This is a genomic window from Herbiconiux sp. L3-i23, from assembly GCF_023734115.1.
Taxonomy (GTDB): Bacteria; Actinomycetota; Actinomycetes; order Actinomycetales; family Microbacteriaceae; genus Naasia.
This window is the reverse complement of sequence record NZ_AP025737.1, coordinates 1,305,828-1,331,528: the sequence shown is the minus strand read 5'-3', so window position 1 is coordinate 1,331,528 and position 25,701 is coordinate 1,305,828. Positions and strand designations below refer to the sequence as shown.

Below are 25,701 nucleotides of genomic sequence, written 5' to 3'. Positions count from 1 at the left end.
GCGATGTTCGTCCGCGATGACGTCGTCTTCACGAGCGCGTCAGACCTGACCGCCGCCGTCACGTGCGAGTGGGCGCTCATGCGCCGTCTCGACGCGAAGCTCGGCCGCATCGAGGCCGTCCCCGAGCCGGTCGATGCGATGCTCGAGCGCGCGAGCGTGCTGGGCGGCGAGCACGAACAGCGCGAGCTCGGCCGCTTCCGTGAGAGCTTCGGCCCGTACACGCCCGGGACTTCGGGCGGGGTGGCCGAGATCGCCGAACCGGCGTCGAAGGGCGATCTCGACGCGCTCCGCGAGGCGATGGCCGCAACGCTCGAGGCGCTCCGCGACGGGGCCGAGGTCGTGTACCAGGCCACGTTCGTCGACGAGGGCTTCGTCGGGTTCGCCGACTTCCTCGTGCGCACCGGCGACGAGGGCGGGCTCCCCCGGTTCGCGGTGTACGACACCAAGCTCGCGCGCAAGGCGAAGATCACCGCGATGATGCAGCTCGCCGCCTACGCCGGTCAACTGCGCCGCATCGGCATCCCCGTCGACGACGAGGTGCATCTCATCCTCGGCGACGGCACCCTCACCACGCATCGCCTCGACGAGGTCGAGCCCGTCTTCCTCGACCGCATGGCCCGCCTGAGGGCGATGATCGACGCCCGTGTCGCCGATACCGCTCCGATCGCCTGGGGCGCCGACGGCTACGTCGCTTGCGGCCGGTGCGCCGAGTGCACCGTGCAGGTCGAGGCGACCCGCGACGTCCTCCTCGTCGCCGGCCTGCGTGCGGGCCAGCGCGCGCATCTCGCCGCGGCGGGGGTCCGCACGATCGACGAACTCGCGGCACGCGCCGATCTCGTGCCGGGCATCGGTCCCGCGACGTTCGAGAAGCTGCGCGATCAGGCGCGGATGCAGCTCGAGGCGCCGCCGCACGAACCGGGCGAACGGGCCCGGGTCGCGTACCACGTGTACGACTCCATGGGCCTCGCCGCGCTGCCCGCACCCGACGAGGGCGACATCTTCTTCGACTTCGAGGGCGACCCGCTCTGGAGCGACGAGCACGGTCGCGACTGGGGGCTCGACTACCTCTTCGGCGTCGTCGAGCACGAGCCGAACGAGCCCGAGCACTTCCGCGCGTTCTGGGCGCACGACCGGGCGGGTGAGAAGCAGGCGCTTCTCGACTTCCTCGACTACGTGCAGCGCCGGCGGGCGCGGCACCCCGGCCTGCACATCTACCACTACGCCGACTACGAGCGGGCCCACCTGCAGCTGCTGTGCTCGAGGTACGGCGTCGGCGAGGCGATCCTCGACGAGCTGCTGCGCGAGCACGTGTTCGTCGACCTCTACCCCGTCGTCAAACGGTCCATCCGCATCTCCGAGCGCTCGTACAGCCTGAAGAAGCTCGAGCCGCTGTACATGGGCGACGAGCTGCGCGAGAGCGACGTCACCAACGCGGCCGACTCCATCACCGCCTACGTCGACTACACGCTGCTCGTCGACGCCGGACGCGCCGACGAGGCCGCCGCGCAGTTGGCGCAGATCGAGGAGTACAACCGCTACGACTGCGTCTCCACTCACCGTCTTCGCAACTGGCTGATCGAGCGCGCCGACGAGCGCGGGGTGGCGAGACGCAGCGACGTCCTGCCCGATGTGCCGCGCAACGAGCGACTCGAACGCGACGAGGACGCCGCTCGCAACCGACTGCTGCGCAGCGTCGAGGGCGTTCCCGCGGCCGACCGGGACGCCGACCAGACGGCGCTCGCTCTCGCCGCGGCCGCCATCGAGTACCACCGCCGCGAGGACAAGACCTTCTGGTGGGAGCACTACAACCGCCAGGTCGCCCCTATCGAGGAATGGGCCGATCAGCGTGACGTCTTCGTCGTCGACCTGGTGCGCATCGTCTCCGACTGGTCGGTCGACGAGGGGCGGCGCCAGCCGACCCGGACTCTGGTGCTCCGCGGGCGTCTCTCCCCCGGCAGCCGGCTCGACATCGGGTCGAACCCGTTCGCCATGTACGAGCAGCCGCTCCCCGCGCGCTGCAACCCGGTGCCCCCTGGGCAGCGGGGCGAGCATGCCGGCATCCGCGTCATCGAGGTCATTGTCGAGGGCGAACGCACCGACGTGCTCATCGAAGAGGGAGCCGGCATCGAGGGCGAGACCTGGCGCTCCCTCCCTCTGGCGCTGACGCCGGCGGCGCCGATCGCGACGAAGAACCAGCGCGCCGCGATCCTCGAGTGGGGGCAGTCGATCGGCGACGATCTGCCGGCGATGCGCGCCGAGCCGAGCCTCGATCTGCTGCGCCGCATCCCTCCCCGCCTCACCGGCGGCGGTGCCCTCCCGGAGCCGACCGACGCCGAGAGCTGGCGGCCGATCGCCCTCGCGACCTCGCGACTCGACCGCTCCTACCTCGCAGTGCAGGGCCCGCCGGGGTCGGGCAAGACCTACGTCGGCGCCAAGGTGATCGCCGAACTGGTGCGCGAGCACCGATGGCGCATCGGCGTGGTCGCCCAGTCGCACGAGGTGGTCGAGAACCTCCTCCGCCGCATCGTCGCCGAGGGGGTCCCCGCCGACCTCGTCGGCAAGCGTCCTCCGCGGTCCGGCTACCAGACGACCCCGCCGTGGACGGTGCTCGACGAACCCAAGCAGATGGTGCCGTTCCAGCTCGACCGTCGCACGAGCGGTTTCGTGCTCGGCGGCACGGCGTGGAACTTCGCGAACGCGTCGCAGGTGCCCCGCAACGGACTCGATCTCCTCGTCGTCGACGAGGCCGGGCAGTTCTCGCTCGCGAACACGATCGCCGTCGGCGGCAGTGCCCGCAACCTGCTGCTCCTCGGCGACCCGCAGCAGCTGCCGCAGGTCAGTCAGGGGCTCCATCCCGAGCCGATCGACACGTCGGCGCTCGGCTGGCTGTCGTCGGGTCATGACGTGCTCCCCGCCGAGTACGGCTACTTCCTCGCTCAGAGCTGGCGGATGCACCCGACGCTGTGCGCCGCGGTCTCCGACCTGTCCTACGAGGGACGGCTGAGCCCGCGGCTCCCCGAGACCCTCGAGCGCCGGCTCGATGGGGCCGCACCCGGGTTGCACCCGATCCGCATCGAGCACTCGGGCAATGCGACCGAGTCGCCCGAAGAGGCGGCGGCGGTCGTCGACCTCGTGCGGGCCCACGTCGGCCGCGAGTGGACCGACCCGACCACCGGACGGGTCGCCGACCCGCTCCGCCCCTCCGACATCATCGTGGTCGCGCCCTACAACGCTCAGGTCGGCCTCCTCCGCACCCGCCTCGACGAGGCCGGGTTCACCGGCACCCCGGTCGGAACGGTCGACAAGTTCCAGGGGCAGGAGGCGGCGGTGGCCATCGTGTCGTTGACCGCGTCATCCGCCACCGATGTGCCACGCGGCATCTCGTTCCTGCTGCTGCGCAACCGTCTGAACGTCGCCATCTCACGGGCCAAGTGGGCGGCCTACCTCGTGCACTCCCCCGCCCTCCGCGACTACCTTCCGTACACCGCCGAAGGGGTCGCCGAGTTGAGCGGCTTCCTCCGCCTGACCGGTGCGGTTCCTCGCTCTCAGGCGGCTCACTCCGCGATACTGACCGGGTGATCGACAGAGCCCGCCTCACCACCCTGCTCGCCACCGAACGCGAGTCGTTCGCCGAACGCAACCCCCGGTCGCGGGCGGCGTACGAAGCGGCGACGCACCTCTTCGGCAACGTCCCGATGACGTGGATGAACAAGAAGGCCGGCGGTTTCCCGCTCTACTTCGACGGCGGGTTCGGCAACCGGGTGCGCGACATCGACGGGCACGAGTACCTCGACTTCGCCCTCGGGGACACCGGGGCGATGGCAGGCCACTCGCCCGCGCCGGTGGTCGAGGCGGTGAACCGCCGCATCGCCGAACGGGGTGGCATCACCACGATGCTGCCCACCGAGGAGGCGGAATGGGTCGGCGCCGAGCTGCACCGCCGCTTCGGTCTCGACCTCTGGAGCTTCTCGCTCACGGCGACCGACGCGAACCGGTGGGCGATCCGCCTGGTGCGGGCGGTCACCGGTCGCAGCAAGATCCTCTTCCACAGCTACTGCTACCACGGCAGCGTCGACGAGTCCCTCATCGTCGCCGGGCCGGGCGGCGCCGGCATCGACCGGCCCGGCAATGTCGGCGCGCCCATGCCGGTCACCGAGACCAGCCGGGTCGCCGAGATCAACGACCTCGAGGGCCTCGAAAGACAGCTCGCGGACGGTGACGTCGCGGCGGTCCTCATCGAACCGGCACTCACGAACATCGGCATCGTCCTGCCCGACGAGGGCTACCACGCCCGGGTGCGCGACCTCACCCGCCGCTACGGGGCACTCCTCATCATCGACGAGACCCACACCTTCTCCGCGGGCCCCGGCGGGGCGACGGCGGCGTGGGGTCTCGAACCCGACGTCCTCGTCATCGGCAAGGCGATCGGTGGCGGCATCCCGAGCGGCGCCTACGGGCTCTCACGAGAGCTGGCCGACCGCATCCTCGACCGCGACGATCTCGACCTGGTCGACATGGGCGGGGTGGGCGGCACTCTCGCCGGCAATCCGATGTCGGTCGCGGCGATGCGAGCGACGCTCGAACAGGTCCTCACCGACGCGGCCTTCGAGACGATGATCGACACCGCCACCCACTACACCGACGGGGTGCGGCACCTGTTCGAGGATTTCGGCCTCCCCTGGTCGATCACCCAGCTCGGCGCGCGGGCCGAGTACCGTTTCGCCGACCCGGCGCCGCGCACCGGCACCGAGGCGGCGGAGGCGGCCGACGGTGAGCTGGAAGACTTCCTGCACCTGTTCCTCGCCAACCGGGGCATCCTGCTGACCCCGTTCCACAACATGGCGCTGATGGCACCCAGCACGACTCGGGCGGATGTCGACGTGCACCTCGATGTGCTCGCTCAGGCGCTCCGAGCGCTCACCGGCTCTCAGGCGCGCGCTTCGGCGTGATACCGGAGAGCCTCCTGCACCCAGAACGTCAGTCCGGCGTGGTCGGCGACCGCCTCGGCATCGACCAGGATCCAGCCGTCCTCGAGCTGCTTGGATCCCATCGTCATCCGGCCGGCACCGGGCCTCGTCATCAGCTCGCCATCGCGCTCGGGTGAGACCCGAACGAGAAGGCCGTCGCCTCGGTCGACGCAGACCAGCATCCGCTCGTCGAGCATGAAGGCGCGCCCGCCGAACATCGACACCTCGCGCACCCGATCGGCGGGCAGCATCGCCCTCACTCGTTCGACGAGCGGATGATCGGCACCGACCACGGGCTGACCTCCTGACGGGAAGGTGGGAGTCAGCGCCAGCCTAGCTCCGGGGCGATGTACTGCACGATCGACTCCAGCAGGTGGGCGTTGTAGTCGACGCCCAACTGGTTCGGCACGGTCACCAGCAGGGTGTCGGCCTCGGCCACCGCGGCGTCGCGTCCGAGTTCGCGCACGAGCTGCTCGGGACTTCCCACGTAGCTCTTGCCGAACCGGGCGAGGCCGCCGTCGAGGTAGCCGACCTGGTCTTCGCTCTCACCGCCGGCGCGACCGCCGAAGTACATCTCGTCCATGTCGTTGACGATCGGCAGGATGCTCCGACTGACCGAGACGCGCGGCTCGTGAGTCCAGCCGGCCGCCTTCCACTTCTCGCGGTACAGCGAGATCTGCTCTGCCTGCAGCTCGTCGAAGGGAACGCCGGTGTCCTCGGTGAGCAGTGTCGAGCTCATCAGGTTCATGCCGCGCTCCGCCGTCCACTCCGCAGTGGCCCGGGTGCCGCTGCCCCACCAGATGCGGTCCGACAGCCCCGGCGACTGGGGCTGCACCGCGAGCGCGCCCGCCGTCCCGGTCATCCGCGGGTCGGCCTGCGCCACCCCGGCGCCGCTGATGGCGGCGCGGAACACCTCGGTGCGCTCGCGTGCGTCGTCGGCGTCGCTGCTGCCCTCGTCCGGGATGTAGCCGAACGACTCGTAACCGCGAAGGGCGGTCTCGGGCGATCCCCGGCTCACGCCGAGCTGCAGGCGACCGCCGCTGATCAGGTCGGTGATCGCCGCCTCCTCCGCCATGTACAGCGGGTTCTCGTAGCGCATGTCGATGACGCCGGTGCCGACCTCGATCGTGCTCGTCTTCGCGGCCATGGCGGCGAGCAGCGGGAACGGGGACGCGATCTGGCGCGCGAAGTGGTGCACCCGCACGAAGGCGCCGTCCACGCCGAGCTCTTCGGCGGCGGCCGCCAGATCGATGGTCTGCCGGTAGGCGTCGGCGGCGGTGCGGGCGAGCGATCCCGGCACGGGCTGCCAGTGGCCGAACGTGAGGAAGCCGATTCGTTTCACATGAAGATCATCGTCGAAACCGGGCGTATCGTCGGCGACGAGATGGACTGGTTCGCGCAGGGCGACGGCGAGATCGCCCGGTTCGTGCTGCAACGCGGGATCGCCGCGCTGTTCCTCGTCGCCTTCGTCTCCACCGCCCTGCAGTTCCCCGCCCTGCTCGGCGACCGAGGCCTCCTCCCAGTACGTCGTGTACTCGACCGGGGACCTCGCGCGCTCCGAGGCCCGACGCTCTTCCGCCTGCACTACTCGGACCGGCTGCTGCGCATCGTGTGCTGGGTGGGCGCGCTCCTCGGCCTCACCGTCGTCGTCGGCCTCCCGCAGACGGGGCCGCCGTGGCTGCCGCTGCTCGTGTTCCTCGCCATGTGGGGGCTCTACCTGTCGGTCGTCAACGTCGGACAGACCTTCTACGGGTTCGGCTGGGAGACGTTGCTGCTCGAGGCGGGCTTCACCGTCGCCTTCCTCGGATCCGATCGAGTGCCGCCACCGACGCTCGTACTGCTTCTCGTCGTGTGGCTGGTGTTCCGGCTCGAGTTCGGGGCGGGACTCATCAAGCTCCGCGGGGACCCCGCCTGGCGCGATCTGACCGCCCTCTACTACCACCACGAGACCCAGCCGATGCCGGGGCCGTTCAGCCGCGCCGCCCACCACCTGTCGAAGCGGGCGCATCGGATGGAGGTGGTCGGCAACCACGTCACCCAGTTGATCGTGCCGTTCCTGCTGTTCTTCCCGCAGCCGATCGCCTCCGTCGCGGGCGCCCTGGTGGTCCTCAGTCAGCTGTGGCTCGTCGTCACCGGCAACTTCGCCTGGCTGAACTGGATCACCATCGTGCTCGCCTTCGCCGCGATCGGCGACGACGCTGTCCACGCGGTGCTGCCCTTCGTTCCCGCCGACCTCGGATCCGGCGAGTCGACCCCGCTGTGGTGGCTCGTCGTCACGGTGGGCGTCACGGTGGCGTTCGTCGTGCTCAGCTTCTGGCCGGTGCGGAATCTGCTGTCACGTCGACAGCTGATGAACGCGAGCTTCAACCGCCTGCACCTGGTCAACACGTACGGCGCCTTCGGGAGTGTGACGAGACCCCGATACGAGGTCGTCGTCGAAGGCACCCTGGACGCCGACCCGGAGACGGCGACGTGGCGGGAGTACGGATTCCGCGGCAAGCCTGGCGACCCGATGCGCCGCCCACGGCAGTTCGCGCCGTACCATCTGCGACTCGACTGGCTGATGTGGTTCCTGCCGCTCGGGGGCGACTCCCGCTGGTTCGACGTCTTCCTGCAACGCCTCCTCGAGGCCGACCGTCCGACGCTCGCGCTGCTGCGGCTCGACCCGTTCGGCGGTGAGCGGCCGACCTGGGTGAGGGCGCGGCTCTTCGCCTACCGGTTCACGACACGAGCCGAGAAGGCGGAGACCGGGGCGTGGTGGGTGCGCACCGAGATCGACGACTTCGCGCGCCCCCGACGTCGTCAGCCCTGACCGTCGATCGGTGATGTGGTGAGCAGCACCTCGAGGAGGCGGGCTTTCGACATCGCCGAGTAGCCGCGGATGCCCCGACCGCGTGCCATGAGGCGCAGGCGCGCGAGGGTCCAGTCCCCGGAGGGCGTCACCACGGCGGGGACGGTCGGCGCCTGCACCGAGGTCACCGAGACTTCGTCCGGCACCGAGGTGTCGGCGGGGTCCTCGGTCGATTCGGACGCTGAGCTCGCGTCGTCGGCCAGCGGCACGGCGACCGGATCCTCGACGAGGGCGGTCGGCACCGACTCGGGACGCTCGTCGTCGTGCGTGACCGGCTGCACCTCGGCGGCCTCCGCGACGATCGCCGCCGCCTGAGCCTGCTGCGCCGGCGCCGAGGGGTGCGCGTCGAGGTCCGCCCGGGCGCGGCCCGCCTTGGCGGTGGCCTTCGAGGCGGCGGCTTCGGCGTCGACGCGCTTCTTCTTCGCCTTCGCGAGCGCCTTCTTCGCCTCACGCTCATCGTGCTCGGCGCCGCGAGCGGCGGCCTCGGCGATCGCCAGTTCGTCGGCGGCCTTCGCCGCCTGCGCCTTCGCCTGCGCGGCCCGGGCCCGCGCCTCCTTCAGCGCCCCCTTTTTCGCCGACGCCTTGTTGCCGGCGGCCTGCGCTGCGACGCCGGCGCGGACGGCCTCCTTCGCCGTCTCGGTGACGACGGTGAGCAGATGCTCGAGCGACGGGCCGCTCTTCTTCGCCTTCTTCGAGGCCTTGACCTTGGCGTCGTCCGGCTTCGTGCCGTGGTCGGGCTTGCTGACGTTCTTCGACTTCTTGGCGTTCTTCGACACCGGGAACTCCTCGATCGCTGACGGTTGCTGGCGCACAACTTAGCGAACGCCGGTTAACTGCCCCGTGCCGAGGTGAATGCGGGGGCCGTCAGTAGAGGAAGATCCGCAGCCACTCGCGGTTGTGCGCGTGCACGATCGAGAGGAAGACGAGGAAGTCGAACAGCAGGTGCACGCAGATCACGTACGGCAGCGACTTCGTCCTCGTGAAGATGAACGCCTGCATGATCGCGAACGGGATGGTGATGGCGGGGCCCCATGAGCGGTAGCCGAGCTCCCACAGGAACGACACGAAGATGACGGCCTGCAGCAGGATCGCCTGCCAGTCGGGGAAGTGCCGGCGCAGCAGACTGAAGATCACGCAGATGAAGAACAGCTCGTCCCAGATGCCGACCGCGTTCACGCCCACGAACAGTCGCAGGAGCTCGTGCCACTCGTGCACGGCCGGCCAGTTCTGGTACACCCCCGACCGGATGAAGTAGACCGGCAGGATCAGGTACGCGGCGACGACAGCGCCGATCAACCAGGCGCGCTCGAGAGTCGTCCACGGTGTCCGCGGCACCGGGAACGCGATGGTGCGGTGACGGTAGACGAAGCGGTCGATCGCGAAGGGCACCGCGACGGATGCCGAGAGCACCACGCCGAGCAGCACGATGTTCCACCAGTCGATGTTGGCCTCGACGGACACGGCACCGACGATCGACATCCCGACGCCGATCAGCAGCAGGTCCTTGCCGAGTTCCCGCCCCGCGGCGAAGGCGATCCCGACGCTCGCGGCGAGCACGAGGTAGCCGGCGAGCTTCTGCTCGAACCCGAACAGCAGCACCGCGGCGGCGGCGACACCGAGCGCGGGGAGGATCGCCCAGGAGGCGGACGGTGGGCGGACGGCGTCGATCGTCATCGCCGACAACTCTAGGCAAACACGCCGATTGGGGTGCGGTTCCTGAACTGTCGCCGCCGGTGTCCTGTGCGGTTCGTGCTGATCCTTGGCGCTGCTCCGGGGAGGCGGGTCGACTGAAAGGGCCCCGATCGTCGGGGCGCGGCCCGGTCCGATCCGGCCGCAGCGAGCGAGCGGGAGAGACGCAGATGAAGGCAGTGGTATTCAAGGGACCGTTTGAACTGCAGGTCGAAGAGGTCGACGACCCCAAGATCGAGAACCCTCTCGATGCGGTGATCAGGATCACCACCGCGAACATCTGCGGCTCCGACCTGCATCCCTACGAGGGGCGGTCGGCGCTCGATCCCGGAATGGTTCTCGGACACGAGAACATGGGCATCGTCGAAGAGGTGGGCGCCGGAGTCGAGCGGATCAAGGTCGGCGATCGCGTGTCCGTGCCCTTCAACCTCGCCTGCGGGACGTGCCGGAACTGCAACGAGGGCTTCACGAGCGCCTGCCTGCGCGCGAACCCGTCGGGTCAGCCGGGCGCGGGGTACGGCTATCCGATGATGGGACCGTACTGGGGAGGCCAAGCCGAGCTTCTTCGCGTGCCGTGGGCGGACTTCAATCTCCTGGAGCTGCCCGCCGGCACCGAATGGGAGAACGACTTCACCATGCTCTCCGACATCTTCCCGACCGGCTACCACGCGACGGAGCTCGCGGGCGTCTCTCCCGGTGACACGGTCGCGATCTTCGGCGGCGGTCCCGTCGGCCTGATGGCGGCGCTCAGCGCCAACCTCCGTGGAGCCTCGCAGACGTTCGTCGTCGACAAGGAACCCGACCGGCTCGCGCTCGCCGAGCGGATGGGCGCCACGGCCATCGACTTCTCGAAGGTCGACGTCGAGGAGGCGATCATGGAGTACACCGACGGTTTCGGCGTCGACTGCGGCGTCGAGGCGGTGGGATTCCAGGCGCACGACCACACCGGTGAGGAGCACCCCGAGATGGTGCTCGACAACCTGGTGAAAGTCGTCCGCGCCACGGGCCGGCTCGGTGTCGTGGGGGTCTACGTCCCCGAGGACCCCGAGGCGCCGAACGAGGAGGCAGCGAAGGGCCGCATCGCGTTCGACTTCGGCACCGCGTTCACCAAGGGCATCGCGATCGGCACGGGACAGTGCCCGGTCAAGAAGTACAACCGTCAGCTGCGCGACCTCATCATCCGCGGCAAGGCCAGCCCGTCGGCGATCGTCTCGCACGAGCTCGGCCTCGATGAGGCCCCCGACGCATACAAGCACTTCGACGCGCGCGACGACGGCTGGACGAAAGTGCTCCTGCACCCCGCTGCGTGAGCTTCCGGGTAGCGACGACGGAGCGCATCGAGAGCACACGCACCGATCCCGGCGCGGTGGTCTCGATGCGCTTCGCTTACTCGACCCGTTTCGATACGGGCTTCGCCCTACTCAACGACCGAGTCCGCTCCGGTCGTCGAGTAGCGACGAAGGAGCGTATCGAGAGCGAACCTGTCGGCCGCGGCTGGACGCCTCCTCCGAGGACGCTGGAGACGCGTCCAGGTGGTGCCCACCGAACCGCAAGGAACGAGACGGAGCATCGATGACATGAGCGATCCGAACGTGGAACCGACCCTGGGTGATCCCGACTACTCGACCCTCGTCCCCGACATGAACGGCGGAGCGGCCGCCGTCCCGCCCGCCCCGGGAACCGAGAACGACGAGCCGCTGAGCGAGGAGGGCATCGACATCACCGAAGCCGACGGACCCGATCTGCAGGCGGGCGACGACCTCGACACGGGAGCGGCGACGCGATGACGGCGGAGCTGCGCGACCGGGACGCCGCCGGAAACGACGACGCCGAGCAGCAGCCCGAGGAGCTCGGCGAGCCGGTGCCCGGCACCGTCATCCCGCCGGACGGCACGGCGGCGGTCACTGAGTTCGCGCCGGACGCTCCGGACGAGGGCTCGGGCGTCTCGCCCGTCTGATCAGCCGCATCCGCCATCCCGACGACATCACGCGACCACAACACACGAAAGACTTCCGACATGACCCAGACCTTCCCCGCATGGCTGCACGACCAGCAGAAGCGCGACGACGAGACCGGCGAGTTCGCTCGCGAGGTCGGCACCCTCGACGACTTCCCGGAGTCCGGCGGCAAGCCCATCTACGACGGCTACTTCGAGACCGGCCTCGAATCGAACCGGGAGCGTTACGAGCGCGCCTGGTCCGAGTTCGAGGCCAACCCCGAGCCGTCCGCCACCTCGGAGACGCCGGAGGGCTTCGGGTCGTGAACCGGTTCTGGGCGGGCGGCCCCGAGCAGAGCATCCGATCGGTCGACGCACCGGCCGGGGCGCTCGAGGTCGTCCACGCCTTCGACTCGGGCCCGATGCCGACCGGCGTCAGCGTCTCGCGCACCGGACGGATCTTCGTGAACTTCCCGAAGTGGGGCGACGAGGTCGAGGCGACCGTGGTCGAGATCGTCGACGGTGTTCCCCGCGCCTTCCCCGACGAGCGCTGGAACAGCCCGTCCGGGGACGCGGACAAGACCGCGTTCGTGTCGGTCCAGTCGATCGTCGTCGACCCCGACGACCGGCTCTGGGTGCTCGACACCGGATCGCCGATGTTCCAGCCGACGCAGTACGGCGGACCGAAGCTCGTCGGCATCGACCTCACCACGAACGAGGTGTTCCAGAGCATCGTCTTCGATGAGGACGTCGCCCTGCCGACGACCTACCTGAACGACGTGCGCTTCGACCTCGGCCGCGGGGAGGCAGGGGTGGCCTACATCACCGACTCCGCGGACCAGGGCGAGAACGGCATCATCGTCGTCGACCTCGCGAGCGGCGAGGCCTGGCGACGCCTGCGCGACCACCCCACGACCAAGGCCGAGACGAGAGCCGAGTTCGTCCCCATCGCCGAGGGCCGCGTCTTCGCCGAACGCACGCCGGGCGAGGAGTCGAAGCCGGTCACGATGGGCGCCGACGGCATCGCCATCTCGAGCGACGGCAGCAGGCTCTGGTACTGCCCGCTCGCCTCACGCCGCTGGTACAGCGTCGCCACCGACGCACTCGTCGATCACAGCATCGACGACGACGCCGTCGCGCAGACGGTGCGCGACGAGGGCGACAAGGGCGGGGGCGCCGACGGTCTCGAGACCGACGACGCCGGGCGGATCTACGCGACGAGCTACGAGCACAACGCGATCGTCCGACGCGGGGTCGACGGCACCATCGAGACCCTCGTGCACGACGAGCGGATGCTGTGGCCCGACACGATGTCGGTGGCGGCGGACGGACACCTGTACGTCACCTGCAATCAGCTCCACCGTCAGGCGAAGTACCAGGGTGGCGAGGATCTGCGGAGCTACCCTTACTACCTCTTCCGCGTCGCCATCGACGCGGGCCCGGTGCGGCTCCGCCGCTGAGCTGTCGCACTGCTGAGCTGTCCAACCACCGAGCTGCCGAAGCGCCGACACGCACCGATCACGACTTCCCACGACCTGATTCCCGACGAAAGGAGAACAGATGGCAGACCCGGATAAGCCCTCGCAGGCCGAGGGCGAAGAGCCACAGACCGAGGAGCACGACGTCCAGGCGAGCGACGGCAAACCGTCGCAGGCCGAGGGATGATCCTGCGCCCCTTTTCGTAAGACCGGCTCAGAGCCTGACGACCTCGGCGGTCCGGACGACGGCAGTGCCCGCTTCGTCCGAACCGTCGAGGTCGACCTCTGCCCGGATGCGCCAGTCCCGATCGCCAGCGGGGTCGTCGAGGATCTGCTCGACCGCCCAGTACCCAGGACGCGCATCCTCATCGATCACGATCATCATCGGACCGCGCGCGGAGGCTCCGGTGCCGATGCTGGCGTGCTCGCCGTAGTAGGCGTCGAGCGCGTCCGCCCATCCGTCGGCGTCGAGGCCGCCCGGGCCGTCGAGCGCCGCGAGCTCCTCCGGCTTGTCGAGCGCCATCAGCTGCACGCGCCGGAACATCTCGTTGCGCACCAGCACGAGGAACGCGCGTCGGTTGGTGAGGATGCTCGGCGGTGCGGGCGGCACGACGGGAGCATCGGGGTCGGCCGAGGGGGCGACGAGCTGCTCCCACTCGTCCACCAGGCTCGAGTCGACCTGGCGCACCAGCTCGCCGAGCCACTCGATGATGTCGAGGAGCTCCTCGCTCTTCGCCTCGGGCGGCACGGTCTGCCGGATCGCGCGGAACGCGTCCGAGAGGTAGCGCAGCACCAGTCCCTCGCTGCGGCCGAGCTGGTAGGCGCCGACGAACTCGGTGAACGACATGGCCCGCTCGAACATGTCGCGCACCACCGACTTGGGGCGCAGCTCGAAGTCGCGCACCCACGGCTGCCCCGCGGCGAAGGTCTCGAACGCGGCGAACAGCAGTTCGGCGAGCGGCTTCGGATAGGTGACGTCCTCGAGCGCCGCCGTCCGCTCCTCGTACTCGACGCCGTCGGCCTTCATCGCGGCGACCGCCTCGCCGCGGGCGGCGAACTCCTGCTGCGACAGCACCGGGCGCGGGTCGTCGAGGGTCGACTCGATCACGCTGACGACGTCGAGGGCGTAGGTCGGCGAGTCCCGGTCGAGCAGCTCGAGCGCCCCGAGCGCGAACGGCGACAGCGGCTGGTTGAGCGCGAAGTTCGGGTCGAGGTCGACCGTGAGGCGGATGGTGCCGTCGACGCTCTCGACGACCCCCGCGGCGACGAGGGTGCGGTAGATGCCGATCGCCCGCCGCGCGAGCGCGTACTGGCGGGCGCGCGGCTCGTGGTTGTCGAAGACGAGGGCGCGGACGCCTGCGAACACGTCGCCGCCGCGCGCGATGACGTTGACGAGCATCGCGGCGGTCAGCACCATGCGGCTGGTGAGCGCCTCGGGCTCGGCCGTTTCGAGCTTGCGGAAGCTCGGCTCGCCCCATGAGACGAACCCCTCCGGCGCCTTCTTGCGGATGATCTTCCGCTTCTTCTTCGGGTCGTCGCCCGCCTTCTCGATGGCGCGCGCGTTTTCGATCTCGTGCTCCGGCGCCTGCACCAGCACGGTGCCTGCGGTGTCGAAACCCGCGCGCCCGGCGCGGCCCGCGATCTGGTGGAACTCGCGGGCGGTGAGCTGGCGCATCTTCGTGCCGTCGAACTTGGTGAGAGCGGTGAGCAGGACGCTGCGGATGGGGACGTTGATGCCGACCCCGAGCGTGTCGGTGCCGCAGATGACCCGCAGCAGCCCGCGCTGGGCGAGCTGCTCGACCAGCCGTCGGTACTTCGGCAGCATCCCGGCGTGATGGACGCCGATGCCGAGGCGCAGCAGCCGGCTGAGGGTGCGTCCGAACGCGGTGGTGAAGCGGAACCCGCCGATCTCCTCGGCGATCAGGTCCCGGCCGGCGCGGGTCTGCACGGAGATGCTCGCGAGCGCCTGCGCGCGCTCCATGGCGGCGGCCTGCGAGAAGTGCACGATGTAGACGGGCGCCTGATCGCTCTGCAGCAGCTCCTCGACGGTCTCCTGCACCGGGGTGGTGGCGTAGTAGAAGTGCAGCGGGATCGGCCGGTCGACGCCCGTGATCCGCGCCGTGTCGCGCCCGGTCCGATCGCTGAGGTCGGCGGCGAGGTCGGCGACGTCGCCGAGCGTCGCCGACATGAGCACGAACTGGGTGTCGGCGAGTGTCAGCAGCGGCACCTGCCACGCCCAGCCGCGGTCGGGGTCGGCGTAGAAGTGGAACTCGTCCATCACGACCTGGTCGATGTCGGCATCGGGGCCGCGGCGAAGCGCCATGTTTGCGAGGATCTCGGCGGTGCAGCAGACGATCGGGGCGTCGCCGTTGACCGAGGAGTCGCCGGTGACCATTCCCACGTTCTCGGCGCCGAACACCTCCACGAGGGCGAAGAACTTCTCGCTGACGAGCGCCTTGATCGGGGCCGTGTAGAACGAGCGCTTGCCCTGCGCGACGGCGACCGCGTGCGCGGCGACCGCGACGAGCGATTTCCCGCTGCCGGTCGGGGTCGAGAGGATGACGTTAGATCCGCTCGCGATCTCGAGCACGGCCTCGTCCTGCGCCTCGTAGAGCGAATAGCCCTGGTCCTCAGCCCACCCGACGAAGCCCTCGTACGCCTGGTCCGGGTCGTCGGTGGACGGCATGCGATCGAGAAGGCTCACCCCTCGATCCTCCCCCATCGCCTCGCCTCCCGCGGGCCCGCGACAAGGAGGGGGGAGCCGGAAGATCAGCGCTGACGGCGCGTGCGCTCCGAGAAGGCGTCGACCACGGCGAGCAGTCCGGTGGCCGCCCACACGCGGTTGCGACGGGCCCCGCCCACCTGGGTGAGGATGCCGTCGGCGACGAGCCGGTCGATCGCGAGCTGCGCGTTGGGGGCGCTGACCCGCAGGTGCTCCATCGCGGACGCGGAGGTGAGCACCGGCCGGGTCTCGAGCAGCGGCAGCAGACGCCGCGCGCCCGAGCCTTGACGTGCCGTGCAGCGCTGCGACCACGTCGAACGCACCTGCACGAGGTCGTCGGCCATCTGTCTGCTGCTCTCCACCGCGGAGATCGCGGCAGTGGCGAAGATCTCGACGATCGGCTCGAGACGTCCGGAGCGGTACCGGGTCAGCGCGTCGAAGTACCCGGCGGTGTCCTCGGACAGTCCCGCGGAGATCGGGATGACGAGGGTGCGGGCAACGTCGGCGCGGCGCAGCATCGCCTGCACGAGCGAACGCCCGGTGCGGCCGTTCACCTCGAGGAACGGGTGAATCGTCTCGTACTGCGCGTGCGCGACCGCGATCTGCACGAGCGGCTGCAACTGCGGTCGGCGCATGAAGCGGATCAGGTCGTCCATCGCGGCGGGGAGACGGGACACGTGGGGCGGCACGAACGCGGCGCGCGCCGGTCCGCGTGCCCCTCCTCCGATCCACACCTGCTGGTCGCGCCACCGTCCGCGACGCTCGGGACGGCTCGAGGCCATGAGGGTGCGCTGAACCGAGACGATCGCGTCCTCGTCGAGTGACGCGGCCCGCGCCCGGGCGAGTTCGATCGCACGGCTGTGGCTGACCAGCTGACCGGCCGCCGGGTCGACGGACTCCTCGAACTCGGCGAGCGCGACCGACAGGGCGGAGGCGCTGACCCGTTCGATCGAGGAGCTCGCGGCGCTCTCGGCCCGGACGAGCAGTGGCGGCACCGCCTCGTCCCGGTAGCCGAACTCGGCGTCGAGCCGGATCAGCTCCGCGGTCGCGTCGGCGGCGAGCGCCGCGATGGCGTCGTCGACCCGGACGGGTCGCTCGGCGATGGCGGCGGGGACGATGGCCCGGTACGGACCCGACTCCGCGCGGATGGGCGAGAACGAGTCGCGCACCTCGGTGGCGGGGTCCCAGGTGCGTTCCTCGAACGCGACGGCGGGCCACGCCTCGTCGCTGGGACTCGTCATACCTGCACAACCTCGTTCCGGATGATCGCTTAAACAATAACAAGAGCGCCGCTATGAACGGCTGCGTCCTCATCGGAGGGCATGGCCGGGTCAGTTATCGGAAGTGGCCGGATGGGCGGTCTCCAGCGGTTGGCCGAGCCCTTCAGTGCCCCATACGCTCCAGAAATCGATTACTGAGGGTGAAGGCGCCCTCGCGGAAGGGTGACGATGTCGTCGTACTCCATCTGGATGCTCGAGTACTCCCACTGCCTGGAACAGCCCATGGGCTGCATCTTCTACGGACAGTGGAACGCCGGGACCAGGATGTTCGCCTACAGCTACGCCTACATCGAGGGCGGCGGGCACAAGATCCTCGTCGACATCGGCCACGACAACGCGTCGTCGAACAAGCACTACAACGACATCAACGACATCGTCGACTGGCAGCCGCCGGCCGAGGTGCTCGCGAAGGTCGGCGTGACGCCCGACGAGATCGACACGGTCATCCTCACCCACGCGCACTACGACCACGCGGGCGGGTACCGCTACTTCCCCAACGCGACCTTCTACCTGCAGAAGATCGAGCTCGAGAGCTCGCGCTGGGCGCTCGACAACCGTCACCTGTACAGCTCGATCATCGGCGCCCTCGACCCGGAGGATGTCACCGAGCTCGAGAAGCTCGCCGCGAGCGGCCGCCTGACCCTCCTCGACGGCCCGGTCGAGAACCTCTTCCCCGGCCTGCACATCCGCACCGCGTACGACACCCACACCATGGGCGGCCAGTACGTCGTCGTCGAGGACGCCGGTCAGAACTGGGTCGTCACCGGCGACGCCCTGTACAGCTACGAGAACGCCGAGGGTATCGGCGGCTCCGGCGAGATGGTGAACATCGGCTTCGGCGGCGGCAGCGGATGGCGCGGCCTGCAGATCATCGACGAGATGGCCCGCACGGCGGGCGATACGAACCGCCTCGTCATCGTGCACGAGTACGCCACGTTCAGCCGGCACCCGTCGCGCAAGTACGACGACGGCCTCTCGGTCGCCGAGCTGCTGCTCGCCCCCGGCAGCGCGTCGCGGCTGACCGCCCCCGCCCCTGCGGCGGCCGAGCTTCCCTGACCACCGACACCACCGATCCAGCACCACCGATCCCCAGCACCACTGTCCCCAACACCACTGTCCCTAACACCACCGATCCCTGCACCACACCGAAGAACCACGAGGAGTTCACAATGCGGAAGAACAAAGCAGTTCTCGCGCTGGCCCTGGCCGGCGCCGCCCTGTTGGCGGTCACCGCCTGCAGCACCCCCGACGATGTCCCCGGCGCGGCGGCGGAGGGCGGCGAGCCGAAGAGCACCCTGCTCGGCATCGTCACCATCAGCGCCACCGACGCGAACAACGCCCGCGTCATCGCCGGCGCCACCGAGGCGGCCGAGGAGGCGGGATGGACGGTCGAGGTCGTCGACGCCGCAGGCAACGCCGACCAGGCGAACGCGGCCATCACGAACTTCGTGAACAAGAACGCCGGCATGATCTTCGACCTCGTCTTCCCGGCGAGCTCGCTCGGCGCCGGACTGAGCGCCGCTCAGAACGCGGGCATCCCCGTCGCCACCTGGGGTGGCGGAATCGCTCCGGGCGTCGTGATGACGACCGGCGACGGCGCCCCGTTCGCCGAGCCCGCCACCCAGGCGCTGCTCGACGCGATCGGTGACGACGGCGACGTGCTCGCCCTCACCTACCGCACCGGTCAGGTCTGCCGCGACCGCGAGGCGCTGTTCGACGAGATGCTCGCCGACTACCCGAACATCCGGGTCACGAAGAACGAGGTCGGCATCCCCGGCTTCCTGCAAGACGGCGCCGACTACGCCACCGCCTGGCTCGGCGCCCACCCCGCGGGCGGCAACCTCGCGATCTGGGGCTGCTGGGAGGACCCGACCCTCGGCGCCATCTCGGCGCTGAAGCAGACGGGACGCACCGACGTGCTGACCTACGGCATCAACGGATCGAGCACCGCCATCAAGGCGGTCCAGGACGGCTCGCTCACGGCGACCGTGTACGAGGACGGCACCCTCGAGGGGCGCACCATGTTCGAGAAGACCCTCGAGGCGATCGAGAACGGCAGCACCGAGGCCGAGACGGTCGACGTCCCGGGTGTCCTCGTCACCGCCGACACCATCGACGACTTCCTCGCCGAACACCCCGAAGCGCTCGACTGAGCAGGAGGCGCCGATGAGCACCGTGAACGACTCCATCCCCGACACCGCGACGACGGGACGCCGCACCGGCGGCGACCTCATCCGGGTGAACGACATCAGCAAGTCCTTCGGCGGCGTGTACGCGCTGAAGGGGGTGTCCTTCGCCGTGCGGCCGGGCGTCGTGCACGGGCTCATCGGCGCCAACGGCGCCGGCAAGTCGACCCTCATCAAGGTCCTCGCCGGCATCGAGCAGCCCGACGGCGGCGAGGTCGTCGTCGAGGGCGAGACCGTCGAGATCCCCGATCCCGACGCCGCCTCCCGCCTCGGCCTCGCCTTCATCCACCAGGAGATGAGCCTCATCCCCGGCTGGAACGTGCTGCGGAACATGATGCTCGGCCAGAAGCCGCCGTCGCGGCTCGGCGTCATCGATTGGCGGCCCGCTCGGGCGCGGGCGTCGGCGGTCGCGAAGAAGCTCGGCATGGACTTCGGGCTGAACACCAACGTCGACGACCTCTCCACCGCCGATCAGTGGCTCGTGCTCATCGGTCGCGCGCTCATGCGGGACGCCCGCATGATCGCGATGGACGAGCCCACCGCCTCGCTGTCCGCATCCGAGGCCACCCGCCTGCACCGGATCATCCGCGAGCTGGCGGCGTCGGGCACCGCGGTGCTGTTCGTCTCGCATCGGCTCGACGAGGTCAGCGAGCTGTGCGAGGACATCACCGTGTTCAAGGACGGCGCGGTGACGCGGCGCTCGGTCGGCACCCCGATGACGAAGCCGGAACTCGTGAGCGCGATCGTCGGCCGCGACCTCGAGATCCCCGAGCGCGGTCACGAACCGGCACCCGTCGGTCGCCCGGTGCTCGAGGTGCGCGGCGTCGCCGACGGGCACCTGGTGCGCGATGTCTCCCTCACCGTGCACGAGGGCGAGGTGCTCGGCCTCGCGGGACTCGTCGGCGCCGGCCGCACCGAGCTCGCGAAGCTCGTCTACGGCGAGAACAAGCGCACCGCGGGCGAGGTCCTGCTCGAGGGTCGACCGGTCCGGTTCGCCGAGCCCGCCGACGCGGTCCTCGCGGGCATCGGGCTCGTCCCGGAGGAGCGCCGATCGGAGGGGCTCTTCCTCGACCGCACCATCGACTTCAACATCAACATCTCCACGCTGCGCTCGCTGCGCCGCTCGGCGCTCTGGCCGTTTCTCCGCTTCGGGGTGGGACGCCGGCGCGCGACGGACATCGCCCGAGAGGTGACGGTGAAGTCGGCGGGCGTCGGCGCCCTCGTCAGCTCGCTGTCGGGCGGGAACCAGCAGAAGGTCGCCATCGCGCGGTGGCTCATCGACCGCCCTCGGGTGCTGATCCTCGACGAGCCGTCCCGCGGCGTCGACGTCGGCGCCCGCGCCGAAGTGCACCGCGTCATCCGCGAACTCGCCGCGCAGGGCACCGCCGTGCTCGCCATCTCGTCCGACAACGAGGAGCTCGTCGCCCTCTGCGACCGCGTGGTCGTGATGGCCGAGGGGCACGTCTCGGGCGAACTCGTCGGAGGCGACATCACCGTCGACCGCCTCCTCTCACTCAGCTTCGACCGGGAGACCGGAAAGGGAACCGACTCATGACCACGACACTGCCCGACCCCGCGAGCACCAACCCGGCCGCGACCGAGGGAAGCCTGACCCCGCACTCGCGACGCGGCCGCCTCGCCCTCACCATCGTGTCGAAGTACGGCACCCTCATCGCGATGGCGATCATGCTGATCATTTTCGGCTTGGCGGTGCCGAACGGCGCGTTCCTCTCGCCGACCAACCTGCTCAGCATCGTGAACCAGTCGGCGCTCACCGCGATCATCGCCTGCGGGCTGACGCTCGTGCTGGTGGTCGGCGAGTTCGACCTCAGCGTCGGCTACGCCGCCAGCCTCGCCGGGGTGCTCGTCACCGGACTCGTCGCCAACCAGGGACTGCCGCTCATCATCGCCGTGCTGGTGACCATCGCGATCGGCGGCGGCATCGGCGGTGTCAACGGCATCCTCGTCACCAAGGCGCGGGTCAACGCGGTGGTCGCCACACTGGGTGTCGGGACGATACTCACCGGCCTCGCCTTCGGGTACACGGCGGGCTCGCCGATCATCGACGTGCCCCGCGAGTTCAGCTACATCACCCTCGCCCGCTTCCTCGGCATCCAGAACCCGATCTGGTTCATGGCGATCGTCGTCGCGCTGCTCTGGCTGATCCTCAACCGCACCGCCACGGGCCAGCGCATCCAGGCGGTCGGAGCGAACAAGAGCGCGGCGCGTCTCGCCGGCATCCGCACCGACCGGTCGAAGATCACGGCGTTCGTGATCGCGGGAGTGTGCGCCGCCATCACCGGCATCCTGCTCGCCTCCCTGCTCGGCTCGGGCACGGTCGGCGCCGCCGACGGGTACCTGATGGACTCGTTCGCCGCGGTCTTCCTCGGCTCCGCGACGCTGCGCGACGGCGAGTTCCACATCCTCGGCACCCTCGTCGGCGTGCTGGTCGTGAGCGTCGGCTTCAACGGGCTGAGCCTGCTCGGCACCCCCACCTTCTGGCAGTACGTGTTCAAGGGCGGCATCCTGGTGCTCGCCGTCGCCCTGTCGACCATCGCGAGGCGGTACGCGAAAGCCTGACCGTGGCGGCCGGCTCCGACGGGGCCGGCCGCCTTCCCGGTCCTCGTCCCGGTCCGTCGTCCCACCATCCCCCCTCGCGATTCGATAGCGTGACGCGCAGGCGCGACCATGGGCGCCGACACGAGCGAGGAGAGTCGGATGCGACGGTTGTCAGTGGGCGCGACGGTGGGCGCGACGATCGGCGGAATCCTCGCCGGGACTCTGCTGTTGAGCGGTTGCGCGGCGGGCGGCGCGGGGCCCGACGCCTCCCCCAGCCCGAGCGCGATCGGTCCGGTGATCGTCACCGTCGACGGCGCGCTCGCCGGCACGACCGTCACGCTGCCGATGGGACGCGTTCTCGACCTCGACGCCGAGACCCCCGACGCGTGGAGCGCCACCTTCTCCGATCCCGCCATCGCGGAGTTCACTCCCGGCGGCACGAAGGACGGCGCCACCTTCAACCCGGGCATCACGCCGCTCGAGGCCGGCAGCACCGAGGTCTCGCTGACGGACGGCACCGATGAGATCGCCTTCACCCTCCAGGTGACCGAGTAACCGCGTGGATCTCCGGCAGCGACTGATCCTCACGGTCGCGATCCTCGCCTCCTTCGTGCCCTTCCTCGACGGCTCGATCGTCAACGTCGCGCTGCCCGCCATGGTCGACGAGCTGGGCGGCGGCATCGTCACCAGCCAGTGGGTGCTCGACGGCTACCTCCTCAGCCTCTCGGCACTGATCCTGCTCGCCGGCTCGCTGTCCGACTCGCTCGGCCGCGCGCGGGTCCTCGTCGCGGGGCTCGTCCTCTTCGGTGTCGCCTCGGTCGCCTGCGCTCTCGCCCCCACCGCGGGCCTGCTGATCGCCGCCCGCGTCGTCCAGGGGGTCGGCGGGGCGCTGCTCGTGCCGAGCTCTCTAGCGATCATCACCTCGAGCTTCTCCGGCGCCGCGCAGGCACGGGCGATCGGGCTGTGGACCGGGTTCACCGGTGTCGCCTTCATCGCTGGCCCCGTGCTGGGCGGCGCGCTCGTCGACACCGTCGGATGGCGGTGGATCTTCGGCATCAACGTCCTGCCGATCGCCATCACCCTGCTGCTGCTCAGCCGTGTGCGCGGCGGGCACGAGAAGACCTCCGGCGCCCGGGTCGATGTCATCGGAGCGCTGCTCGGCACCCTGGGTCTCGCCGGCCCCGTCTTCGCACTGATCGAGCACGAACGCCTCGGCTGGGGAAGCCCCGCCGTGCTGGTGCCGCTCCTCGGCGGCGCGGTGCTCTTCGTCGCGTATCTGCTGTGGGAGCGTCGGGCGGCGCAGCCGATGCTGCCGCTCGCCCTGTTCTCGGTGCGCAACTTCGCGGTCGGCAATCTCGCCACCGTGTTCGTCTACGCCGCACTCTCGCTCGGCCCTCTCGTCGTCACCCTCTACCTGCAGCAGGTGGTCGGCGCGCCCGCCTTCCTCGCCGGCTTCGCGAGCCTCCCCGCCGCGCTGATCCCGCTGTTCCTCTCGGGCACGTTCGGCGGTCTCGCCGGCCGCTACGGCTCGCGCTGGTTCATGGCGGTCGGTCCTGCGATCGGTGCTGTCGGCTTCCTGTGGCTGCTGTTCGTGCAGCGCGACTTCGACTTCTGGTGGCAGATGCTGCCCGGGCTGCTGATCTTCGGTCTCGGCCTCACCATCACCGTCGCGCCGCTGACCTCGGCGATCCTCGGCGCGATCGAGCCGGCGCGCAGCGGTATCGCCTCCGCCGTCAACAACGCGGTGTCGAGGGTCGCGGGTCTCGTCGCGGTCGCGTTCCTCGGTGCGATCTTCGGCGGCGCCCTCGATCTCGAGGCCTTCCACCGCACCGTGATCATCGCCGCCGTCCTGTTGCTCCTCGGCGCCATGACGTCTGCGATCGGCATCCAGAACCGGGCGAGCGCCGAGAAGGTCGCCGTCGAGACGCCGCAGAACTAGGACGCGTGGAGCGGCTCACAGGTAGTCGTCGGGCGCGAGCCACCGCCCACCGGTGTCGTGCAGCACGATCTGGCCGCGCACCGGAAGCTCGGCGATGCCCGCGGCCGTGCGGAGGCACCGGGCCCAGGCGACGTCCGCGGCTGTGGTCCTCGCGTCGCCGTGCCGCTCGATGACGAACACGACCGATGCGGCGCCCTCGCCGTCGGCGAGCCAGTCGAGCAGCGGCGCGAAGCTCGCGTCCTCACCCGGCCCGGGGACGGTCGGGATGCCGTCGATCGGGATGAGGGTCTGACAGAGCCGTTTGCCCTCGTCGAGGAAGATGAGCCAGAGTCCCGGTTTGTTCGCCGCATGCAGCAGCGAGATCACCTCGTCGAGCAGTTCGTCGTCGGTGTCGAGTGCGGTGCTGCGGATGCCGTCCATGTCGGAAGAGTCGCACCGTTCGCGCCGCCATCAGGCCGTTCGGGCCGCGTCTGTGGGGAACGTCGCGCGCGAGGCCACGGCGGAGGACATCCGGATCATCCGCGGTTGCGGCGCCACCGGAGCATCGGCAGACTCGGGTCGTGCGGCGAGCGCCGCGACCGGCCGAGGAGGGTCATGGTCCGAGGTCGATCCCGCGGGATGCTCGGTGTCGTGAGCGGTCTCGCGCTGGCTGCAGCGCTCAGCGGCTGCGTCCCCACGCCGGCCGAGACCGTCTTCGTCACTGCGGCGCCGGCACCCGCCGAGACGGTGTACGTGACGGTGACCCCGACCCCGCCCGCTGCGCCCGGGGCGGGAGCACCCGGGGCCGATCCGCTCGTCCCCAATGCGCCGGCCCCCGAGGTCCAGGAGGGACCGGCCGTCGACAGCGGGCCGCGGACGGGTGCACTGGGCACCGCGACGACCGACGCCTCCGGTGAACCGGAGCGGTACACCGTCGTCGCCGGCGACTCCTTCTTCGACATCGCCCAACGCTTCGACCTGCCGCAGCAGCAGCTGCTGCGGATGAACCCGTCGATCCACGACTTCGGCGAGACGGTCTACATCGGCCAGGTGGTGAACCTCGACTGGCAGAGCACGCTCTGACCTCGGGCGAGCGAGGTCAGGCGAGAGGCGCCAGTGGAGCGAGGTCAGTCGAGCGGCGCCTCGACCCAGGTGGCGACGGTGTCGTTGTCGTCGGCGTAGGAGCAGTCGACGGAGATCCGTTCGCCGGTCAGCACCCGCGGCAGCCAACGCCGCGCGTCGTCCCACATCCGCTCGAGCGGCAGCGCGTCGATCGGGTACCAGCGCGGGGCGAGCTCGGAGCTGGCGCGCGGCTCGCCCGTCCACACCTCGGCGAGGAAGGCGGTCGACCGCTGGCTCCAGGCGGGCCGGTGCGGGAACTCGTAGGCGAGACGGGCGACGCGACGCAGATCGTCCGGTCGGACGAGCACACCGACCTCTTCCTCGACCTCGCGCGCGGCGGCCTGCGCGGCGCTCTCGCCGGGCTCCAGCTTGCCGCCCGGCCCCACGATCTTGCCCGCCCCGAGGCCGGTGAGCTTCTCGCCGAGGAGCACCTCGGTGCCGCGCGCTCCGTGCCGCAACAGGTAGGTCACCGCGACATCGAACACGGATCCGAGGCTATTCGATGAGTCTGCTTGCGCCTCACAGGTCGACTTGCTGGAATGCGGATCTGAACGACATCGGAGAAGGCGGGCGAACATGGCCGGAGAGCGGGCACTGAACGGATTCCCCATCGTGGTGGCGACGGAGCTGCCGCCGCTCATCGGGTTCTACCGCGACGTCCTCGGCGGCGAGGTCGTCTACCGCTTCCCGGTCGACGACCCCACCTACGTGTCGCTGAAGATCGGCGACGCCGAACTCGGACTCGGCTCGCACCCGGACCCTCCGCGCGGGCCCAGCCAGGTGTCCATCTGGTTCTACGTCGCCGAGGTCCACGAGGTGGTGCGCCGCGCCCGCTCGTTCGGCGCCGTCGTCACCGCCGACGCCGAGGACCAGCCGTGGGGCGAGCGGATCGCGCGACTGATCGACCCGACCGGCATCGAGGTGATCGTCGCCGAACGGATCCCCGTCGCGAACGGCGGCGGCGGCACCGCGTCCGAGTGAGACACCTGTGAG

General features: G+C 70.1%; 24 protein-coding genes. 16 read left to right on the top strand and 8 right to left on the bottom strand.

Annotated elements, in window-relative coordinates; translation table 11 throughout:
* Positions 1 to 3: 3 nt before the first annotated feature.
* Both NGH83_RS06270 and NGH83_RS06265 read left to right on the top strand, forming a co-directional pair.
* Positions 4 to 3,579 carry a bifunctional RecB family nuclease/DEAD/DEAH box helicase gene (locus NGH83_RS06270; RefSeq protein ID WP_251858203.1) on the top strand — a complete coding sequence of 1,192 codons (3,576 nt, stop codon included), beginning with the start codon at positions 4 to 6 and terminating at the stop codon, positions 3,577 to 3,579.
* On the top strand, positions 3,576 to 4,949 hold the full coding sequence (locus NGH83_RS06265; protein WP_251858202.1) for a transaminase: 1,374 nt from the start codon (positions 3,576 to 3,578) through the stop codon (positions 4,947 to 4,949). Before NGH83_RS06270 ends, NGH83_RS06265 begins: the two co-directional genes overlap by 4 nt.
* On the opposite strand, the gene NGH83_RS06260 is transcribed toward NGH83_RS06265, so the two are convergent.
* Both NGH83_RS06260 and NGH83_RS06255 read right to left on the bottom strand, forming a co-directional pair.
* Positions 4,928 to 5,260 (bottom strand): TfoX/Sxy family protein, encoded by a 333-nt coding sequence (locus NGH83_RS06260; RefSeq protein WP_251858201.1) that lies wholly within the window; start codon positions 5,258 to 5,260, stop codon positions 4,928 to 4,930. The two genes, NGH83_RS06265 and NGH83_RS06260, sit on opposite strands and share 22 nt — an antisense overlap.
* A gap of 29 nt (positions 5,261 to 5,289) precedes the next feature.
* Entirely contained in the window at positions 5,290 to 6,309 is a 1,020-nt protein-coding gene (locus NGH83_RS06255; protein ID WP_251858200.1) for an LLM class flavin-dependent oxidoreductase, read from the bottom strand.
* On the opposite strand from NGH83_RS06255, the gene NGH83_RS06250 reads away from it, so the two are divergent.
* On the top strand, positions 6,310 to 7,779 hold the full coding sequence (locus tag NGH83_RS06250) for a lipase maturation factor family protein (protein ID WP_371872773.1): 1,470 nt from the start codon (positions 6,310 to 6,312) through the stop codon (positions 7,777 to 7,779).
* Here the strand turns inward: NGH83_RS06250 and NGH83_RS06245 are convergent.
* Positions 7,770 to 8,594 carry a hypothetical protein gene (locus tag NGH83_RS06245; protein ID WP_251858199.1) on the bottom strand — a complete coding sequence of 275 codons (825 nt, stop codon included), beginning with the start codon at positions 8,592 to 8,594 and terminating at the stop codon, positions 7,770 to 7,772. The genes NGH83_RS06250 and NGH83_RS06245 overlap by 10 nt on opposite strands.
* Before the next feature lie 88 nt (positions 8,595 to 8,682).
* Positions 8,683 to 9,492 carry a CPBP family intramembrane glutamic endopeptidase gene (locus tag NGH83_RS06240; RefSeq protein ID WP_251858198.1) on the bottom strand — a complete coding sequence of 270 codons (810 nt, stop codon included), beginning with the start codon at positions 9,490 to 9,492 and terminating at the stop codon, positions 8,683 to 8,685.
* A 185-nt stretch (positions 9,493 to 9,677) separates the two neighbouring features.
* Here NGH83_RS06240 and NGH83_RS06235 point away from each other — a divergent pair, with 185 nt between their 5' ends.
* The 5 genes from NGH83_RS06235 to NGH83_RS06215 all read left to right on the top strand — a co-directional run bounded on the left by NGH83_RS06235 (position 9,678) and on the right by NGH83_RS06215 (position 12,903).
* Entirely contained in the window at positions 9,678 to 10,817 is a 1,140-nt protein-coding gene (locus NGH83_RS06235; protein ID WP_251858197.1) for a glutathione-independent formaldehyde dehydrogenase, read from the top strand.
* 267 nt (positions 10,818 to 11,084) lie between these two features.
* Positions 11,085 to 11,294, top strand: a complete 210-nt coding sequence (locus NGH83_RS06230; RefSeq protein ID WP_251858196.1) for a hypothetical protein — start codon at positions 11,085 to 11,087, stop codon at positions 11,292 to 11,294.
* Complete coding sequence (locus NGH83_RS06225) at positions 11,291 to 11,464, top strand: hypothetical protein (RefSeq protein ID WP_251858195.1); 174 nt, start codon at positions 11,291 to 11,293, stop codon at positions 11,462 to 11,464. The genes NGH83_RS06230 and NGH83_RS06225 overlap by 4 nt, the downstream gene beginning before the upstream one ends.
* 60 nt (positions 11,465 to 11,524) lie before the next feature.
* Positions 11,525 to 11,770 carry a hypothetical protein gene (locus NGH83_RS06220; RefSeq protein ID WP_251858194.1) on the top strand — a complete coding sequence of 82 codons (246 nt, stop codon included), beginning with the start codon at positions 11,525 to 11,527 and terminating at the stop codon, positions 11,768 to 11,770.
* Positions 11,767 to 12,903: a major royal jelly family protein gene (locus tag NGH83_RS06215; RefSeq protein ID WP_251858193.1), complete on the top strand. Its 1,137-nt coding sequence runs from the start codon at positions 11,767 to 11,769 to the stop codon at positions 12,901 to 12,903. Before NGH83_RS06220 ends, NGH83_RS06215 begins: the two co-directional genes overlap by 4 nt.
* A 232-nt stretch (positions 12,904 to 13,135) precedes the next feature.
* On the opposite strand, the gene NGH83_RS06210 is transcribed toward NGH83_RS06215, so the two are convergent.
* Together NGH83_RS06210 and NGH83_RS06205 are read right to left on the bottom strand one after the other, a co-directional pair.
* Positions 13,136 to 15,643: a DEAD/DEAH box helicase gene (locus NGH83_RS06210; protein WP_371872772.1), complete on the bottom strand. Its 2,508-nt coding sequence runs from the start codon at positions 15,641 to 15,643 to the stop codon at positions 13,136 to 13,138.
* A gap of 47 nt (positions 15,644 to 15,690) precedes the next feature.
* Positions 15,691 to 16,884, bottom strand: coding sequence for a Fic family protein (locus NGH83_RS06205; RefSeq protein WP_251858192.1), 1,194 nt, complete (start codon positions 16,882 to 16,884; stop codon positions 15,691 to 15,693).
* A 207-nt stretch (positions 16,885 to 17,091) separates the two neighbouring features.
* Here NGH83_RS06205 and NGH83_RS06200 point away from each other — a divergent pair, with 207 nt between their 5' ends.
* The 6 genes from NGH83_RS06200 (at position 17,092) to NGH83_RS06175 (ending at position 23,607) form a co-directional block, all read left to right on the top strand.
* Positions 17,092 to 17,979, top strand: a complete 888-nt coding sequence (locus tag NGH83_RS06200; RefSeq protein ID WP_251858191.1) for an N-acyl homoserine lactonase family protein — start codon at positions 17,092 to 17,094, stop codon at positions 17,977 to 17,979.
* Between the two features lie 113 nt (positions 17,980 to 18,092).
* Complete coding sequence (locus NGH83_RS06195) at positions 18,093 to 19,076, top strand: sugar ABC transporter substrate-binding protein (protein WP_251858190.1); 984 nt, start codon at positions 18,093 to 18,095, stop codon at positions 19,074 to 19,076.
* 13 nt (positions 19,077 to 19,089) lie between these two features.
* Positions 19,090 to 20,664 carry a sugar ABC transporter ATP-binding protein gene (locus NGH83_RS06190; RefSeq protein WP_251858189.1) on the top strand — a complete coding sequence of 525 codons (1,575 nt, stop codon included), beginning with the start codon at positions 19,090 to 19,092 and terminating at the stop codon, positions 20,662 to 20,664.
* Positions 20,661 to 21,689, top strand: coding sequence for an ABC transporter permease (locus tag NGH83_RS06185; RefSeq protein ID WP_251858188.1), 1,029 nt, complete (start codon positions 20,661 to 20,663; stop codon positions 21,687 to 21,689). Before NGH83_RS06190 ends, NGH83_RS06185 begins: the two co-directional genes overlap by 4 nt.
* Before the next feature lie 138 nt (positions 21,690 to 21,827).
* A complete protein-coding gene (locus NGH83_RS06180; RefSeq protein ID WP_251858187.1) occupies positions 21,828 to 22,223 on the top strand; it encodes a hypothetical protein in 396 nt (131 codons plus the stop codon).
* Between the two features lie 4 nt (positions 22,224 to 22,227).
* Positions 22,228 to 23,607 (top strand): MFS transporter, encoded by a 1,380-nt coding sequence (locus NGH83_RS06175; protein ID WP_251858186.1) that lies wholly within the window; start codon positions 22,228 to 22,230, stop codon positions 23,605 to 23,607.
* A 15-nt stretch (positions 23,608 to 23,622) separates the two neighbouring features.
* Here NGH83_RS06175 and NGH83_RS06170 read toward each other — a convergent pair whose 3' ends face one another.
* Positions 23,623 to 24,027, bottom strand: coding sequence for a hypothetical protein (locus tag NGH83_RS06170; protein ID WP_251858185.1), 405 nt, complete (start codon positions 24,025 to 24,027; stop codon positions 23,623 to 23,625).
* A gap of 174 nt (positions 24,028 to 24,201) precedes the next feature.
* Here NGH83_RS06170 and NGH83_RS06165 point away from each other — a divergent pair, with 174 nt between their 5' ends.
* On the top strand, positions 24,202 to 24,669 hold the full coding sequence (locus tag NGH83_RS06165; protein WP_251858184.1) for a LysM domain-containing protein: 468 nt from the start codon (positions 24,202 to 24,204) through the stop codon (positions 24,667 to 24,669).
* Between the two features lie 44 nt (positions 24,670 to 24,713).
* Here NGH83_RS06165 and NGH83_RS06160 read toward each other — a convergent pair whose 3' ends face one another.
* A complete protein-coding gene (locus tag NGH83_RS06160; RefSeq protein ID WP_251858183.1) occupies positions 24,714 to 25,193 on the bottom strand; it encodes an 8-oxo-dGTP diphosphatase in 480 nt (159 codons plus the stop codon).
* A 91-nt stretch (positions 25,194 to 25,284) separates the two neighbouring features.
* Between NGH83_RS06160 and NGH83_RS06155 the strand changes: the two genes are divergently transcribed.
* A complete protein-coding gene (locus tag NGH83_RS06155; RefSeq protein WP_251858182.1) occupies positions 25,285 to 25,689 on the top strand; it encodes a glyoxalase/bleomycin resistance/extradiol dioxygenase family protein in 405 nt (134 codons plus the stop codon).
* The last annotated feature ends 12 nt before the right edge of the window (positions 25,690 to 25,701 follow it).

Bases quoted from the DNA above. Each gene is read 5' to 3' on its own strand.
- NGH83_RS06270 (WP_251858203.1), top strand. From the start codon at position 4: ATGTTCGTCCGCGATGACGTCGTCTTCACGAGCGCGTCAGACCTGACC.
- NGH83_RS06250 (WP_371872773.1), top strand. From the start codon at position 6,310: ATGAAGATCATCGTCGAAACCGGGCGTATCGTCGGCGACGAGATGGAC.
- NGH83_RS06240 (WP_251858198.1), bottom strand. From the start codon at position 9,492: ATGACGATCGACGCCGTCCGCCCACCGTCCGCCTCCTGGGCGATCCTC.
- NGH83_RS06235 (WP_251858197.1), top strand. From the start codon at position 9,678: ATGAAGGCAGTGGTATTCAAGGGACCGTTTGAACTGCAGGTCGAAGAG.
- NGH83_RS06230 (WP_251858196.1), top strand. From the start codon at position 11,085: ATGAGCGATCCGAACGTGGAACCGACCCTGGGTGATCCCGACTACTCG.
- NGH83_RS06225 (WP_251858195.1), top strand. From the start codon at position 11,291: ATGACGGCGGAGCTGCGCGACCGGGACGCCGCCGGAAACGACGACGCC.
- NGH83_RS06220 (WP_251858194.1), top strand. From the start codon at position 11,525: ATGACCCAGACCTTCCCCGCATGGCTGCACGACCAGCAGAAGCGCGAC.
- NGH83_RS06210 (WP_371872772.1), bottom strand. From the start codon at position 15,643: ATGGGGGAGGATCGAGGGGTGAGCCTTCTCGATCGCATGCCGTCCACC.
- NGH83_RS06205 (WP_251858192.1), bottom strand. From the start codon at position 16,884: ATGACGAGTCCCAGCGACGAGGCGTGGCCCGCCGTCGCGTTCGAGGAA.
- NGH83_RS06200 (WP_251858191.1), top strand. From the start codon at position 17,092: ATGTCGTCGTACTCCATCTGGATGCTCGAGTACTCCCACTGCCTGGAA.
- NGH83_RS06195 (WP_251858190.1), top strand. From the start codon at position 18,093: ATGCGGAAGAACAAAGCAGTTCTCGCGCTGGCCCTGGCCGGCGCCGCC.
- NGH83_RS06190 (WP_251858189.1), top strand. From the start codon at position 19,090: ATGAGCACCGTGAACGACTCCATCCCCGACACCGCGACGACGGGACGC.
- NGH83_RS06185 (WP_251858188.1), top strand. From the start codon at position 20,661: ATGACCACGACACTGCCCGACCCCGCGAGCACCAACCCGGCCGCGACC.
- NGH83_RS06180 (WP_251858187.1), top strand. From the start codon at position 21,828: ATGCGACGGTTGTCAGTGGGCGCGACGGTGGGCGCGACGATCGGCGGA.
- NGH83_RS06170 (WP_251858185.1), bottom strand. From the start codon at position 24,027: ATGGACGGCATCCGCAGCACCGCACTCGACACCGACGACGAACTGCTC.
- NGH83_RS06165 (WP_251858184.1), top strand. From the start codon at position 24,202: ATGGTCCGAGGTCGATCCCGCGGGATGCTCGGTGTCGTGAGCGGTCTC.
- NGH83_RS06155 (WP_251858182.1), top strand. From the start codon at position 25,285: ATGGCCGGAGAGCGGGCACTGAACGGATTCCCCATCGTGGTGGCGACG.